This window comes from Chitinophaga sp. YR573 (assembly GCF_900110995.1).
Lineage (GTDB): Bacteria > Bacteroidota > Bacteroidia > Chitinophagales > Chitinophagaceae > Chitinophaga.
Genome location: NZ_FOJF01000001.1, coordinates 2,317,343 through 2,333,739 on the forward strand (window position 1 = coordinate 2,317,343; position 16,397 = coordinate 2,333,739).

General features: G+C 42.5%; 13 protein-coding genes. 4 read left to right on the forward strand and 9 right to left on the reverse strand.

Annotation, left to right across the window (positions count from 1 at the left end):
* Positions 1 to 148: 148 nt before the first annotated feature.
* Together BMW86_RS09710 and BMW86_RS09715 are read right to left on the reverse strand one after the other, a co-directional pair.
* Positions 149 to 781: a DUF5606 family protein gene (locus BMW86_RS09710; RefSeq protein ID WP_089781290.1), complete on the reverse strand. Its 633-nt coding sequence runs from the start codon at positions 779 to 781 to the stop codon at positions 149 to 151.
* Between the two features lie 181 nt (positions 782 to 962).
* Positions 963 to 2,723 carry a lamin tail domain-containing protein gene (locus BMW86_RS09715; RefSeq protein ID WP_089781292.1) on the reverse strand — a complete coding sequence of 587 codons (1,761 nt, stop codon included), beginning with the start codon at positions 2,721 to 2,723 and terminating at the stop codon, positions 963 to 965.
* A gap of 122 nt (positions 2,724 to 2,845) precedes the next feature.
* Between BMW86_RS09715 and BMW86_RS09720 the strand changes: the two genes are divergently transcribed.
* Both BMW86_RS09720 and BMW86_RS09725 read left to right on the forward strand, forming a co-directional pair.
* Positions 2,846 to 3,835 (forward strand): aspartate-semialdehyde dehydrogenase, encoded by a 990-nt coding sequence (locus BMW86_RS09720; RefSeq protein WP_089781293.1) that lies wholly within the window; start codon positions 2,846 to 2,848, stop codon positions 3,833 to 3,835.
* A 306-nt stretch (positions 3,836 to 4,141) separates the two neighbouring features.
* Entirely contained in the window at positions 4,142 to 4,393 is a 252-nt protein-coding gene (locus tag BMW86_RS09725) for a hypothetical protein (protein ID WP_012788212.1), read from the forward strand.
* 152 nt (positions 4,394 to 4,545) lie between these two features.
* Here the strand turns inward: BMW86_RS09725 and BMW86_RS09730 are convergent, their stop codons facing one another.
* The 4 genes from BMW86_RS09730 to uvrB all read right to left on the reverse strand — a co-directional run bounded on the left by BMW86_RS09730 (position 4,546) and on the right by uvrB (position 10,531).
* The gene (locus tag BMW86_RS09730) at positions 4,546 to 5,214 is read right to left on the reverse strand and encodes a DUF2461 domain-containing protein (RefSeq protein WP_089781295.1); all 669 of its coding nucleotides are present in this window, start codon (positions 5,212 to 5,214) and stop codon (positions 4,546 to 4,548) included.
* A gap of 46 nt (positions 5,215 to 5,260) precedes the next feature.
* A complete protein-coding gene (locus tag BMW86_RS09735) occupies positions 5,261 to 6,343 on the reverse strand; it encodes a porin (RefSeq protein WP_089781297.1) in 1,083 nt (360 codons plus the stop codon).
* 311 nt (positions 6,344 to 6,654) lie between these two features.
* The gene (locus BMW86_RS09740) at positions 6,655 to 8,040 is read right to left on the reverse strand and encodes an ammonium transporter (RefSeq protein WP_089781298.1); all 1,386 of its coding nucleotides are present in this window, start codon (positions 8,038 to 8,040) and stop codon (positions 6,655 to 6,657) included.
* A gap of 439 nt (positions 8,041 to 8,479) precedes the next feature.
* A complete protein-coding gene (uvrB, locus tag BMW86_RS09745) occupies positions 8,480 to 10,531 on the reverse strand; it encodes an excinuclease ABC subunit UvrB (protein ID WP_089781299.1) in 2,052 nt (683 codons plus the stop codon).
* Between the two features lie 115 nt (positions 10,532 to 10,646).
* On the opposite strand from uvrB, the gene BMW86_RS09750 reads away from it, so the two are divergent.
* Positions 10,647 to 11,444, forward strand: a complete 798-nt coding sequence (locus tag BMW86_RS09750) for a S1/P1 nuclease (protein ID WP_089781301.1) — start codon at positions 10,647 to 10,649, stop codon at positions 11,442 to 11,444.
* Positions 11,445 to 11,496: 52 nt separating this feature from the next.
* Here BMW86_RS09750 and BMW86_RS09755 read toward each other — a convergent pair whose 3' ends face one another.
* Positions 11,497 to 12,420 (reverse strand): PfkB family carbohydrate kinase, encoded by a 924-nt coding sequence (locus tag BMW86_RS09755; RefSeq protein ID WP_089781303.1) that lies wholly within the window; start codon positions 12,418 to 12,420, stop codon positions 11,497 to 11,499.
* Positions 12,421 to 12,691: 271 nt separating this feature from the next.
* Here BMW86_RS09755 and BMW86_RS09760 point away from each other — a divergent pair, with 271 nt between their 5' ends.
* Positions 12,692 to 13,192, forward strand: a complete 501-nt coding sequence (locus BMW86_RS09760; RefSeq protein WP_089781304.1) for a hypothetical protein — start codon at positions 12,692 to 12,694, stop codon at positions 13,190 to 13,192.
* Positions 13,193 to 13,301: 109 nt separating this feature from the next.
* Here the strand turns inward: BMW86_RS09760 and BMW86_RS09765 are convergent, their stop codons facing one another.
* Together BMW86_RS09765 and BMW86_RS09770 are read right to left on the reverse strand one after the other, a co-directional pair.
* Positions 13,302 to 15,311, reverse strand: coding sequence for an OmpA family protein (locus BMW86_RS09765; RefSeq protein ID WP_089781306.1), 2,010 nt, complete (start codon positions 15,309 to 15,311; stop codon positions 13,302 to 13,304).
* 17 nt (positions 15,312 to 15,328) lie between these two features.
* Positions 15,329 to 16,339 carry a PorP/SprF family type IX secretion system membrane protein gene (locus BMW86_RS09770; protein ID WP_089781308.1) on the reverse strand — a complete coding sequence of 337 codons (1,011 nt, stop codon included), beginning with the start codon at positions 16,337 to 16,339 and terminating at the stop codon, positions 15,329 to 15,331.
* Between the last annotated feature and the right edge of the window lie 58 nt (positions 16,340 to 16,397).

Here is a 16,397-nt window from a genome sequence, read left to right on the forward strand (position 1 = left end):
TAACCCCTGTTAACCACCTGTTGAACTCCCGCTTAGCCTATATAACTTACCGAAGACTCTCCGAACCCTCCGTTTGCTCAAATGCAAATGCCTGGCGCAAAACGCATCAGCGTAAGGCACCAGGCATCGGGCAATGAATATCTTGCTACTATTCTTCGGTCTTCTTCTTTTTAACAACCTTCTTTTTAGGCTCTTCTTCACCTTCAGCTGCAGGAGTTTCTTCCTTTTTGGCTTTGGCTTTCTTAGGAGCTTTCTCAGCGGCAGCTTCAGGAGCATCTTCTTCTTTCGCTGCTGCCTTTTTAGGCTTGGCTGTTTTCTTAGCGGTACTTTCTGCTGCCGGAGCTTCTGCTTCAACAGTTTCAGCTACTGGTTCCTGACCTTCTTCAGCTACTTCATCGAATCTCAGGAGATCGTTCGCTTTAAGGATCACATACCATTTAACCATCTTCTTCATATCGCTCACATATACCCTTTCCTCATCAAAGGAAGGAAATACGCTTTGGAAGTAGGCTTTGACAGCATTATTATCGGCTTTCGCATCAAGTGGGGCCGTTTTCGCTTCCTGATCCTGCATGGCTTTAAAAACCTCTGCCAGATTCACATTTTCACCTGTGGTAAATACTTCAATACTTTCCAACGGGGTAAAATTATGGACGCGGGAACTCACAAACCGGGTGCTCTTGTCTTCCAGAGATCTTACGATAGCACCATCCTGTTTGCTGGCGATCAATTGAAACAAACCACCCAAACCGGTTACTGCAACTATTTCTCTATACTGCATGTTCAAATTTTTAGGAAGGCAAATATAAAAAATCGTTTTCATCCGACAAATTGATGATTTGCCTTAATTAGCTTATAATGACGAATAAGTGCATTTAATGAATAATTAATTCAAAATGATTTGCTTAATTAATCTAGCCCCATTAATTGACTCTGACAAATGATCTCTTTGACAAGGGCAACTAGTTCATCCTTTTTGCCAGTACTATTGGTAGTTTCCAGCGCTTCACCTGCCCTTTCAGATCAAACATCTCAGTAAACACTATGTATATACCAGTGGCCAGTACCCTGTTGGATTCTCCCAATCCATCCCATATCATTTGTCCCTTCACTTCCAGTAAAGTATTATGCTGCAGGTAACGGACCGGCCTTCCTCCGGCATCATAAACAGTAATATTGGCTACATAACCAGGTGCCGGAAGTATATAGCTGATTACAGCCACATCATCTTTACCATCATTATCCGGAGAAAATATTTCCGGTGTGATATTTAACGCTCCCGGTAAGGTGGCTATCTGCAATTGCTGGGAATTCACACTGCCCGGTGTGGCATAACCAGCTGTAGAGGCAGCGGAATGCCAGTTATGAGGGTCCTGTGCCGGCATTCCGGCATCCAGCCGCTCCAGTGAAACACCTTTTGTATTATCCGCCAGGGCAAACTGCATATCATCAGAATAATGCAATTCATCAAGGATTGATCCACCCGGCCCCAGTAATATAATAGTGCCTTCCTTATTGATCAGTGCCGGAAGGTTCATCTTATATATATTCTCCGGCTGTTTACAATGATATCGCATACATAATGCCTCCGGGTCTGAAGTGAAGGCCGCATAGCCCCCTGGTAATAATATACCGCTCAACGCTACCGAGTCTCCTGCTTTCCCTTTAGACAGGTACAGCTCTTTCATATTCACCGCATTTACTCCCCGGTTATACAATTCGACAAATTCAGGTGTACCATCATATAATATCTCATTAATTACCACATCACCGGTACCAACCTTATAATAAAGGAAAGACCTGTTAACAGGTGTTATTAAGTTACCGGCCATATCCCGGATACCTTTGATGGCTAACCGGCAACTATCCCCGTTCGGAAATGGGCTATCCCATAACAATCTGATACAGGCATGCTGAAAAACAAGGGAAGCAGGGGGCTGAACACCATTTATAAGAAAGTCTCCTTCCATATAAACACTATTGCTGTCTAATGGTTCAGAAAAGCAAAGGTCCAGCTCCCTGTCGCCTGCCACCTGCAGAGACAACAACTCCGGCAACACGGTATCTTTCACTACAGGCCCGGCGATTACATCATCAAAGAAATGCTTTTCAAAAAAAGAAGCCGTGGACTGTTTCACGGCAAAACCCATATACCGGGCATTTCTCAGAGAGGAATCCTTCACACTGCCTTCCAATACATAATTATTACCTGTACCACTGTCATCTACCCATAAGCTCCATTCATGGTCTTCATCACAGACTACCTTTACTTTTAAAACACTGGATGAATGATCCGTGATCCCATCTCTGCCATCAATAATCATTATTGGTGTCGCATTTACACTTTTTCTGTAAAGGCATACCTCATCTTTGGTATTCCCTATGCGCACAAAAAACCCTTTAACAGTAGCAGATAGCAGGTTGGCAGAATCTGCCATTAGGTAAACATCTGCATAATTAAGGGAAGAGGTGTTAAAGTCCAGCCGCATCCACCACTCCCAGCTATAGGGGGCAGTGGCAAAAGAAGTTGTGGCAACATAGAAGTTACTACTGGCCAGGCGGAAATGGCTTTGCAGCATACCATTCTTTACCTGCCAGGCAGTATCAGTGCCTTTCCAGGAAACAGCCGAGTCTATGTGCGGATAATTAAAATGCTCCTGTAGCTGAGCATGGGTGCCAACTGCCCGCAGCAGCAGGCAGCAACAAACAATGGGAAATCGCATTTTTTAAAAATTTGTGTCGGTTAAGGCCGGAAATTAGTGAATTTCTATGATTCTGTATATGGCATTGAAAACCGCGCAGGTTCCCTTAAATTTGCATTTCCAAAAATTTAAAATGTAAAACAATGAAAGTTGCCGTAGTAGGAGCCACCGGACTGGTAGGTACCAAAATGTTACAAGTGTTGACGGAAAGGAATTTTCCGGTTACAGAGCTGATTCCCGTAGCCTCTGAGAAGTCTGTTGGTAAGGAAGTAACATTTAAGGGCAAGCCTTATAAGGTGGTAAATGCTGATACGGCGATTTCCATGAAACCAGATGTTGCATTATTTTCTGCAGGTGGTAGTACCTCCCTGGAATGGGCACCTAAATTTGCAGCTGCTGGTATTACAGTAATTGATAATTCTTCTGCCTGGAGAATGGACCCTACCAAAAAACTGGTAGTACCTGAAATCAATGGTAAAACATTGACCCCAGAAGATAAGATTATTGCAAATCCAAACTGCTCTACTATTCAAATGGTGTTGGTGCTGAATCCATTACATCAGCAATATAAAATCAACAGAGTAGTTGTATCAACTTATCAATCAGTAACCGGTACCGGTGTAAAAGCGGTAGACCAGTTAATGAACGAACGGAAAGGTATAAACGGAGAAATGGCCTATCCTCATCAGATCGATTTAAATGTTATACCACAGATTGATGTTTTCCTCGATAACGGTTATACGAAGGAAGAAATGAAGATGGTGAAGGAAACAACAAAGATCATGGGCGATGACACTATTCGTGTTACAGCAACCACCGTACGTATCCCCGTTATCGGTGGTCACAGTGAATCTGTAAACGTTGCTTTTGATAAAGAGTTCGAAATGAAGGAGATACGTAATATACTTGAAAATACGGCTGGTGTGATAGTGGTAGATGACCCTGCAAATCAGAAATATCCGATGCCAAAAGACGCACATGAAAAGGATGAAGTGTTCGTAGGACGTATACGTAGAGACGAAACTCAACCTAACACATTGAATATGTGGATAGTTGCAGATAATCTGCGTAAAGGTGCTGCAACAAACGCTGTGCAGATTGCTGAATATCTGCATCAGCAAAAATGGATTTAGACCTTTTTTGTTGTAAAAATGAGAGAGAGAAACCGGAAAAAAAAGCTTTCCGCGAACGTATACACGATTTAATTTGAGATATTAGGAGCAAGTACACCGGTACTTGCTCTTTTAGTATCGATTTGAAGAGAAATTAGTATTACCCGACTAAAAATTACACAGAAGTAGTATTGCTTTATGACAGATAAAATCCAATTTTGTTATTAATAATCCTATGCCACTTACTTCTTCCAAAAAAGTGAATTTTAAGAATGTAAGATGCTGAATGAACTAAAATTTACAAATCCGTAAACACCCTTAAGTCCTATGAAAACCAACGCCAATCGTGAGCTGTTACTGATGCACAAGTTTACTGAAGAGTGGAGCACAAATTTTTCTTCACAGGTATCCCGCATCATGAACATTGTAGATCAACATGATACACTGGACGGCATCATACCTATTATAGAGGTAGCCAATGTGTACAATCAACGCTTTGCGCATACTAAAACGGACAAAGAAAACCTTTTGAAAAATCGCAAAGCAAGACCTTTCGAATTTTTAATTCACAAAAACTAACCCGTAAAGATTATTGAGCTGTACTCATCTGCCAGTAGTCGCTGGCAGATGAAGTATAAGCCTTCAGGATGGGGACTCTCTCAATTCAGAAGTACACATATGCAAAATAGGCCGTTCCGCCCTGGAACAGCCTACATGCGAAGAGAATAATTCTACTCTGTTACATCCAGCGCTCTATCAAGAAATTTGATAAAAGGTTGCATCACAGCAAATATCTTCAGTATCTCCCTAACCAATGCCGGCTGTATAGCCACATCATCCGTCAGATGATGCCATGCCGTAAAGCTCTTCAGCTTCAGGTAGGCAATGGCAGGATTATCAGGTAAATATCCCTGCGGGACCGTTTTAAGTGATTCTCCTTCTATCTTTCCAAAATAACGGATAAACTCTTTATTGGATATGATCTGCTGGAACTCCTCAAAGTTGTAATCAATCTCCTGCCTTACCTTCTTCAGCACAGCTGCTTCAGGCATCCACAAACCACCACCCGCAAAGCTATTACCACCTGGTTCCAGGTGAAAATAATAACCAGGTCTGGGCGTTTTACGTCCACCAGGCGCAAAAGCAGCTCCCATATTTGTCTTATAGGGCGTTTTGTCCTTACTGAATCTTACATCTTTGTAAATACGGAAAGTACAGTCTTTTACCTGTAAGCCAACCAATACAGCATCCTGCTTAAATAGACCATCCAATATCTGTTGTACCACACTTTCAAAATCCGCCTTTGCGTCCTGGTAATCCAGCTTATGCTCTTCAAACCAGGGTTTATTATTATTCTTGCTCAGTGATTTTAAGAACTTTAACGTGGGGGGCTGTAACATGCAATACCTCTTTTGGCCACAAAATAAAAAAAATATTGTCCCTGCACTAAAAATGATAAGTAGCAGCCAATAGAACATTCGGAGAGCTCGCTGCAGATGATCCGTTGCTCTTATTGAAAATATTCACAGAGGCATTATCTACACGGAACTCTGGTATAATCGTTAAGTTCCCCACTTTATAATTAAGTGATAAGGTCCCGGCCACCACATGTCCACCATCTGTACCGGCAAATGTTTTCAGTCCATCTGCATCGTCAAAGTATTCTCCCCTTAAACTAAGTCCCAGTTTAGGTGTAAAATCAAGGTTTACATATACGGCAGAACCCCACCATTTCTGAGAGACCTGCTCTTCTTCTTTATTACGTGTATTCTTATACGTACTTACGGTACCGTTATACCCTAATCCCAGTAAAGTGCTTACCTGGTATGTAGCCACAAAATCTATCTGATGATTCTGCACGCCACTGGTATCCCTTCCTCCCAGGTAATTCAGGTATAACTTAACAGGGGCCTTGGTAGAAGAATATCCAAGCTGGGCACCCACATATTTCTGGTTGCTCCAGGAAGCAGATTTAAAATCCGTTGGATTAAAAAGCCCTATCATGGCAGTCCATTCACTACTGATAGTAATATCTGCTTTCACCCCTGTACTAAAGAAAGGACCGTTACTGAACATATAACTCATGCTGTAGTTTCTGTTCAGATACGCATCCAGCAATTCATATCCTATATGCGTCCCAAAGCTTCCCATGCTGATCTTTAATTTGTCCAGCACCTGGTAACTGAGGTATAATTGTTTAATGGACATTTCCATCGTGCTGATCTTATCAGATGTTTCATTATAAGAAAACTCTGCGGCTCTTCTTCCAAAACCAAGATCAGCAACAATACTTCCCTTCTTGAACTCATGCTCTGCTTTCAGCGAGATCATACCCAGTTCAAAACTGTTATGGGAGTTCGTAAAACTTGTCTTGTTATCAGTACTGGTGCCGTTAAAATTGTACTTATAATATACATCTGCTGAGCCAGAGATCCTTACTGCGGGGGCCGGTAAAGAGTCCTCTTTTGTTTGAGAATAGGCAACAAACAGCTGACAGGCTGCGAATGCAGTCAGTAAAACATTTTTCATGCGATGGGAATTAGGTTGATAAAATGGTGTGCTATTGTTTTCTCGTGTAGCTGTTTTTCTTTGTATTGCCGGAAGAATAGAAAAAAGAATAGCTAATAATTTACCAGGAAGGAAAATTTCATGTTAAACGAAATAAGAAATTGGTTGATAAATATAGTTCGGTTGATAAAATGCTACTTGTCTGAAAGACTTATTCCTGTTGATTATTAGCTATTCTTTTGTTTTGGGTATCAAACTGATTATTTATATTCTTATTGTACTTTATTACTAAGCTGACTTCATCCGTCAGCTTAGTAATAAAGCAAATTATATTAGTCTACCATCTGTTCTTTCAATGCACCGTTATCATGTACGGCCAGCAGAGCAGGGTGATAGTTTTCGTTGTGTTGTGAAACGTCCAGACCCAGTGATTCATCTTCATCAGATACACGCAGCGGATGAATGAGGTTGATCAGTTTAAAGATGCCGTAAGAAACAGAGAAGCTGTAAACTACCACTATCAGTAAACCACATATCTGGTCTTTTAACAGTTCGAAATGGCCGTATATCAAACCATCCTTACCCAGGCTGTTTACTGCTGTAGTAGCGAATACGCCAGTCAGCAACATACCAACCATACCACCTACACCATGGCAAGGGAATACGTCCAGTGTATCATCGATAGCTGTCTTTGTTTTATAATGTGCCACCAGGTTAGAAACGATAGCAGCAATAAAGCCAAGCATAATACTTTGTGGGATGCCTACGAAACCAGCAGCAGGAGTAATAGCCACCAGACCAACTACAGCACCTATACAGAAGCCCAGTGCAGAAGGTTTACGACCACGGATCACATCGAAGAAAACCCATGAAAGACCTGCAGCAGCAGAAGCAGTATTAGTGGTAGCGAAAGCAGAAGCAGCTAATGCATTTGCTCCCAGTGAAGAACCGGCGTTAAAACCGAACCAACCGAACCACAGTAAACCGGTACCCAGCAATACGAAAGGTATGTTAGCTGGTTGCAGTTCTTTCTTATCAATATGGTCCTTACGGCGTTTCAGCACCAGTACACCTGCTAATGCAGCACATCCGGCAGAAATATGTACTACTGTACCTCCGGCAAAGTCAAGTACACCCAGTTTAGCCAGGATCCCATCAGGATGCCAGGTCCAGTGTGCAATTGGAGCATATACCAACAGGCTGAATAATACCATGAATAAGATGTAAGAGGTAAAGCGGATCCTTTCTGCAGTAGCACCTACTACCAGGGCGGGTGTAATGATCGCAAATTTCATTTGGAAAAGAGCGAACAGCAGCAAAGGAATGGTAGGACCACCAGCCCATGGTTCGCCGGAAGCTACTCCTTTAAAGAAGAAGTAAGTAGAGGGATCACCTATTATTCCATGAACAGATGTACCAAATGCAAGACTAAATCCTACCACTACCCATAACACACTAATAATGCCTGTAGCGATAAAACTCTGCATCATGGTATTAATTACATTCTTACGGTTGATCATACCACCATAAAAGAATGATAACCCGGGGGTCATAAGGAATACCAGACAGGATGCCACCAGGACCCAGGCAATATCACCAGAATTATATTTTCCTGCTGGGTCGGCAAAAAGAGTCCCGTTTGGAACGAATACTCCAATTATCGCAACCAAAGCCAGGAAAAGAAATGGCAAGTAGTCTTGAAATGATGTTTTCTTCATAGCAGTATAATTTTAAATTCTTCAATAAAAGTAACAATCATAATCAAAACATCAAATAGAGCAGGTGAAAAATAGAATTAATTGAACAAAGCATCGGTATTACGGATCAAACATCAACTATATTACAATTAATGATAATATTAATTATGTTTTTGGGTAATATAAATAGCAGGGAAGGGGTCTATAATAAGGTATAACAAACTGATATTCAGTAATATAAAAGCCCGGCCGTCTATTCGTTAACAATTTTCTAACATTGGAGAGACTGGTGCTACTACAATAAACAGCCGGAAGCTATAACAAGGTGTAATATAATTAGATAGACATTACAAATAATTGCGTGGGGAGCGATAAAAAATTGAATAACCACAAATACATTAAATATAATTAGATGTGTTTTTTATGATTGGGATCATAAAAAACGATCAAAACTGCGACATTATCGCTTCATTCCGTCTAATTCACGTTGTAATGCGAACATCTGGTCCCTTAACCTGGCAGCCTCCATAAAATCGAGTTCTCTTGCCGCCTTCTCCATATCCTTCTTCACCTTACCGATCGTTTTCTCCAGCTGCGGGATCGTTTTTGCAGACGCCACCTGTTGGGCATAGTCTACAGCATCCTCTGCAACCAGTTGTAACTCATCATGTATGGCAAGCGGAGAGTTCTCATCAAACTCTTTTATTTGCAGCACGGATGTTTGTCCCATGATCTGCTCCTTACTCTTGAGTACCGTCTTTGGCGTAATATGATTAGCAATATTATAAGCTTTCTGCTTTTCCCGGCGGCGGTTGGTTTCATCTATCGTACGCTGCATACTGTCCGTAATCTTATCCGCATAAAAGATAACCAGCCCATCCACATTACGGGCAGCACGCCCTGCCGTTTGGGTCAGGGAACGCTCATCCCTCAGAAACCCTTCCTTATCGGCATCCAGTATAGCCACCAGGGTTACTTCCGGCAAATCCAGTCCCTCACGCAACAAGTTCACACCCACCAGTACATTAATATTACCCAGACGCAGGTCACGCAGGATCTCTATCCTTTCCAGCGTATCTACTTCGGAGTGGATGTAGCGCGATTTAATGTTAATACGTTTCAGGTACTTGTCCATCTCCTCCGCCATTCTTTTGGTAAGGGTAGTTACCAGCACACGGCCACCGTTCAGTACACGTTTGTCTATTTCGTCCAGCAGGTCATCCACCTGGTTTGCACTGGGACGTATCTCAATCGGTGGCTCCAGCAACCCGGTAGGGCGTACCACCTGTTCTACTACTACCCCTTCTGTTTGCCTCAGTTCGTAATCCCCCGGAGTGGCGCTCACGAAAATCGTCTGGTTTATTACGTTCTCAAATTCATAGAAGTTCAGCGGACGGTTATCCAGGGCAGAGGGCAGGCGGAATCCAAAATCAACCAGCGTCAGCTTACGGGAACGGTCACCGCCATACATACCACCTATCTGGGGTATTGTTACATGGCTTTCATCTATTACCAGCAGGAAGTCTTTAGGGAAATAATCCAGCAGGCAGAACGGACGCATCCCAGGGCTACGCCTGTCCAGGAACCTGGAATAGTTCTCAATACCACTGCAATATCCCAGCTCGCGGATCATTTCAATATCATAACTCACTCTTTCTGAAAGGCGCTGCGCTTCCAGGTGTTTCCCTATGGAACGGAAGTATTCCGCCTGTGCCAGTAATTCATCCTGTATTTCGTAGATGATCTGGTGCATCATATCCTTGGGGGCCAGGTAGAGATTTGCGGGGAATATAGCCGCATTCTCCATTGTTCCTATACGCTTACCTGTTTCTATGTCAAAGCTCTCAATCTCCTCTATTTCGTCCCCAAAGAAGGTAATACGGTAAGCATAGTCCACATATGGCAGGTTGATATCCACCGTATCACCCTTTACCCGGAAATTACCCCTGTTGAAGTCTCCGGTAGTACGGGAGTACAGGGAATTCACGAGCCCGTGTAATATAGTATTACGACTAATCGTCTGGCCTTTAAAAACGCGGATGATCCCGTTTTCATAATCGGTAGGGTTACCCATACCATATATGCAGGATACACTGGCCACTACGATGATGTCCCTTCTTCCGGAAAGAAGATTGGTAGTCGCTCTCAGTCGTAACTTATCCAGCTCCTCATTAATGGAAAGGTCCTTTTCTATATAAGTATCGCTCACTGGCATATATGCCTCCGGCTGATAATAATCGTAGTAAGAAACGAAGTATTCCACAGCGTTATCCGGGAAAAACTGCCGTAATTCACCATATAACTGGGCCACCAGTGTTTTATTATGGGTAAGCACAAGTGTAGGGCGTTGTACGTTCTCTATCACATTGGCTACGGTAAATGTTTTACCGGAACCGGTTACACCCAACAGTGTCTGAAAAGCAGCGCCGTCTTGTATTCCTTCAGTCAGTTTTGCAATCGCCTGCGGCTGATCGCCGGCAGGTGCATATGGAGCATGTATCTTGAATGGCATAATTAAAGTATTAATTCCACTACAGGGTTTGTAAACAAATGTACAATTTATCAATTCCTCTTTCACAATCCGAAAATCTACCCCACCTTTACATCGTCATAATCGAGACTCTGCTATGCTTAAAAAATTCAGCCCTTTTTTACTGGGCATACTATTACCCTTATTCCCGCTTACCTCTTTTGCCTGGGGCGTTACCGGCCATCGTGTTGTGGCTGAAATTGCCAGCAGGCACCTTAGCCCGCAGGCCCGTAAAGCAGTCACTGCATTACTGGGGAAACAAAGCATGGCAATGGTGGCCAACTGGCCTGATTTTATCAAGTCAGATACCACCCACAAATACGACCATACCTCTTCCTGGCATTACATGGACTTTCCTGCTCATTCTTCCAGACCACAGTTCGAAGGACTGGTACAAAAAGAAACAGGGGAAAATCTTTACGTAGAAACAAATGCGCTTATTAAGCAATTAAAAGACCCGGCAGTGTCCAAAGCAGACAAGCAGTTTGCGCTTACCTTCCTCATTCACCTGATAGGAGATATGCATCAGCCATTACATGTGGGGCATCCGGAAGACCAGGGAGGAAACAAGATCAATGTTACCTGGTTCGACAGACCCACCAACTTACACAGGGTATGGGACGAACACCTGATAGAATTCCAGCAGCTGAGTTATACAGAATATACACAGGCGCTGGATACGGCCTCTGTAACAGAGATCAAACAATTACAAAGCGGCACTATCAAAGACTGGATGTTCGAATCCAGCCAGCTCGCAGACAAGGTATATACGCTTACACAACCCAACGATAAACTTAGTTACCGTTATAATTACTGGTTCATAAAAGACCTGAATCAACAGTTATTGAAAGGAGGCTTAAGATTAGCGGCGCTACTGAACAGCATTTATAAATAAAAAAGGCCGGCACTTCAAATGAAGTGCCGGCCTTTTTTTATTCTATTCCTGACTATACCAGGTCTATATCAAAGTTTACCAGTTGTACAAACTGTTCCAGACGTGCATTAATATCATCCTGGTTGATCTCTCTTAAACGGTCTGTACCAAATTTCTCTACACAGAAAGATGCCATTGCAGAACCTACGATGATCGCTGTTTTCATATTCTCAAAAGAGATGTCCTTTGTTTTTGCCAGGTGACCGATAAAGCCTCCTGCAAAAGTATCTCCAGCACCGGTTGGATCAAATACCTCATCCAGTGGCAGGGCAGGCGCAAAGAACACATGGTTTTCATGGAACAGTAATGCACCATGTTCTCCCTTCTTAATAATCAGGTAACGCGGTCCCATTGTCAGGATCTTACGGGCAGCCTTTACCAGGGAATATTCACCACTCAGCTGACGGGCTTCTCCGTCATTCACCATCAGTACATCTACTTCTTTAAGTACCTTTTTCAGATCGTCCAGTGCCACTTCCATCCAGAAGTTCATGGTATCCATTACGATCAGTTTAGGCCTTGTTTTCATTTGTTTTATTACGTCCATCTGCACCTGAGGAGTCAGGTTACCCAATATCAGGAACTCACTACCCTGGTAGCTGTCTGGTATAGAGGGCTTGAATTCACCCAGTACATTCAGCTCGGTTACCAGTGTATCACGGGTATTCATATCCATATGATACTTTCCGGCCCAGTAGAAAGACTTTTCATCCTTCTTTACCTGTACACCTTCCAGGGCAACACCTTTTGCTTTAAGGGCATCCAGTTCTACCTGTGGAAAATCACCTCCAATCACAGATACCTGGTTGATAGGTTTTACAAAGTTAGAAGCGGCCCATGCGATATATGTGGCAGAGCCTCCAATAATTCTTCCAGATTTACCAAATGGCGTTTCAATATCATCGAATGCCATAGAACCTACAACAGTGAGCGACATGCTTATTTTTTTATTGAGTTTAGCTGTAATAAAACTGGGCAAAGGTAGTAATAATTACCCGTTATCGTAAGGATCACTTAACGGCTGCAATAAGCCACCAGTAAACACCTTGTTGCATAGTAAAAATAATTCACATGTTTTTCCGGCCTTACCTGTAACTTTTTATAACAGTACCCGTTTAACTATTGCATCAGCGCTGAAGTAACCATTTTGTACTAAATAAACGGAACCAATTTTAATCGAGTTATCTAAATTTTTTTAAACGGAAACCATGCTTACAATTAAAAATTATGCTTCTAAATTAGGAGCAGTGGCCTTGCTATTGGGTGTAACTTTCGCAGCTTGCAAAGATGATGATGCACCAGCCTCTCCAATCCTGCGCAGCAAAGAATTCAAACTGATCAAAGCTATCAGCCTTACAGATTCTGCACAGATAGGTACTGTGAAACTGTCTGAAAACCTGGACAGCAGCGTTAACCTGAGTCTTACATTAAGCAAAACATCAAAAGATACTTCACACAAAGTGTATGTTATCTATGGTGTTGCAGCTACTCCACTTACTGATACAATATTCAAAGGTAGTCTCACAGGTACCGGCGCCAGCGCTTCTGTAGATATCTGGAAGAATTTGAAGACAGTTACCGTAAACGGACAGACACGTAACTTCAGATACGATTCTGCTCTTGCTATCAACGCGTTCGCTAAAGTTCGCTTCAGCGCTACCAAGGACAGCGTTATCGCTATCGGTAACATCCTTAAAGCTGGTAAATAATTAAAATAGTAATGGCCGGATTGCTCCGGCCATTACCTTCTGTCTGTGTCTCGGTTTATAGGATATGGTTCCAGCTTCGGCATGAAGCCGGATTACCATCTTTGGTTTACTACTTTGATACCTGTGTTACACGTAACACTTTAAATTCAGTTCTTCTGTTCAGTTGTCGTCCTTCCGGATTATCTTTTCCGTCAGGCAGCGTATTAGGCGCTATAGGCCTTGTTTTACCGTATCCCTTAGCAATCATACGTGAAGTAGAAATCCCTCTGCTGATCAGGTAATCTACGCATGACTGTGCTCTCCTCTGAGACAGTTTTACATTATACGCATCTTTCCCTTTACTGTCCGTATGGGCGCTCATCTCAATAATAATATTCGGATTATCCAGCATGATAGCTACTACTGTATCCAGCACTATTAAAGACTGCGGCCGTAGTGTTGCTTTGTCAAAATCATAATAAATATCCTTCAGAATAATGGGTTTGCCTATTTCAAAATGTTTAAGACAGATAGTAGGATTCTCCATTGAATCAATCCTTACAAGATCATCTGTATTAACATAGATAGCTTTGGAGAAATAATTTTCCTTTTCAGCCATGATCTTGTAATGCTTCTTTGCTTCTACTTCAAAGCTGTAACGACCTGTTTCATTCAGTGTAATCTGTTGCAATACTTTTTGCAGAATAGTATCCAGCAAAGTTACCTTAGCGCCGGTAAGCGGCAGATTATTATCGCAATCCAGGATTAACCCGTTAATTGTTTTATTAATCTTTTTAATACCAAATAATTCCAGGCAACATACAGACTCCCTGTCGGAACTGATATACCCTTTTGTCATTGGATGCATCTTATCTACCGCAGTATAATAAAGGTCATCCTTTGCAGAATTAAGTGGTATACCCAGGTTTTTGGGAGTTCCCCAGTTACCCATGTCGCCTTCGCTCCTGTAGAAATCCAGTCCCCCAAGACCAACACGTCCATCCGAACTAAAGATCAATGCCTTTTTCTCTGCATCATAAAACGGGGCCTGTTCCTCATCACGGGTATTGATAACAGTACCCAGGTTTCGGGCGGGGCCAGGCGTCCCATTTTCAAGCATACAATACCAGAGATCGTTCTTCCCCATACCACCAGGGCGGTTAGAAGCAAACAGCAGGTATTTACCGTCAGTAGTGACAAACGGCTGCATAGAAGAATAACCCTCTACGTTCACATTTTGTCCCAATGACTTTGGTTCTGACCATTTGTCTCCTGTCCTTGTACTTATATAAACAGCTGCCAGCTTAATATTGTTCTGTGTAGTCCAGCGTGTGAGATAAATAGTATTGCCATCCGGACTAACAGTCGCGGCCCCCTGATCCATTCCTTTTGCTTCCGGTATGTTTAATTCTTTGCTGTCGCTGAAAGAATTACCGGAACCCATTGCCATGAACAGGTTGTTGATATATGGATTTGCTTTCTTCGCCTTCTTTTGCATCATACTGCTGTCCGGTCTGGAAGAAGTATACAGCAACATATTCTTACCTATTGTAGCAGGTGCATAGTTTGCACCACCACCATTCAGATCTCCACCCAGCTTGACAATTGTAAACCCGGGAACACGACTTGCTTCAGCAATGGCAAATTCACAGCAGGAAATTTCCAGTGTAGCCCTGTTACTGATATCATCTGTATGGGTATACTGTTGCTTAAATTGTTTGAGCTGCTCAAGTGCTTCGGGATACTTTCCGTTAGCGCGTAAACAGATCCCATACCAGAAACGGGCTTGCGGGAAAAGTGTATTATTATTGAAGCTCACGGCCTGTTCATAATACTTCTCAGCATTCCCAAAATCATTATACTGGCGATAAGATTCTCCCAACCGGTAAATTACCGTTTCATAGTCTTTGATCTTGCCGGTCTCTTTGCCCTTCCTCTCTACAGCGTAAGGCAATATCTGTTCTGGTTTGATCTTAAATGTCCCTAACGCTTTAGTGTAATATTGAGCTGCGGAATAATAATCTTTGGCTTCATAGTAGATATCTCCAGTACGTTTATAATCATATACGTACTGCGCCTTCGCTTGGTTAACAATCCATAATAATGCAATAACCAGCCAGTAGCGTGCAATTTTTTTCATCCGTATTTATTTTATGTTTATAACCGAGGGCAAATAAAATATTCCTCAGATAATACTCTCCTTTTCCGGCTGATAAAGGATAAGGACAATTCAAAACTGTTGCTGCCATTTACAAGTCTTCTCAGGGAAGATGTGTTCACATCGTAACTCAGTCCCAGTACAAAATTTTTGAAGTGAAATCCTGCAAAAGGAATCGCAGAATCATTAATGCGGTAATTACCCCCTGCCAGGAAATCAAATTCTTCATTTACAAATACTGAAGTATATAAACCAACTACGATTTCTTCAGCATTCCCCTGTCGCAGATACAAACCATGCGGGGTAAGACTGAATATATCATTGAGTTTGATACGGGAACCTCCATGCGCAATATATCTTACAGGCAGGCGCTTATTGTCACCTGACACGAAGGGATCTTTTGGTTGTGTAATATGTCCCGCAGAGAAACCAACGAATGGATTCAGCTGATGATTGGGGTTACCATCAAAGAACATGGCTCCGGCAGCTGCATCAAAAACATTGGAAGAAGTTGTATTAATATTTTCACCACTTGGCTTGGAAGGATCAAATCCCATTACAGGATCATACTGGCTACCCAATGTCCACTTAGCGGGATCTATTCTGCGGTTGATCATACCAGCCTGTATACCAAATACCAGCTGGCTGGTACCTGTTGCACCAAAACGCACGCCTCTGTATGAGAAACTGGCCATTGCATTCAGATAATTATAACCGGCATCACCTGCAGACATATTGGTAACATTCACACCAACGCCTATATTATTAGCGCCTGCTGCATCAAAGGAAACACCGGTAGTAGAAAATGGTTTACCAATGTTCACCCACTGATTACGATAGTTGGCGCTAATACGGTAGTCCCCATCCACAATACCTGTAAGGGCCGGGTTTAACCACATCGGGTAAGCATAATATTGTGAAAAATGCGGGTCTACCTGCGCCCTTGTTAAACCGGGCAGGAATGTACCAAACAACAACAATACAATAACGAGTGTAATATTATTCTTCATCGTTTTTCTATTAATGGCCGGGATAGCTTAACTGACTATCCCGGCCCTTGTTATAGTA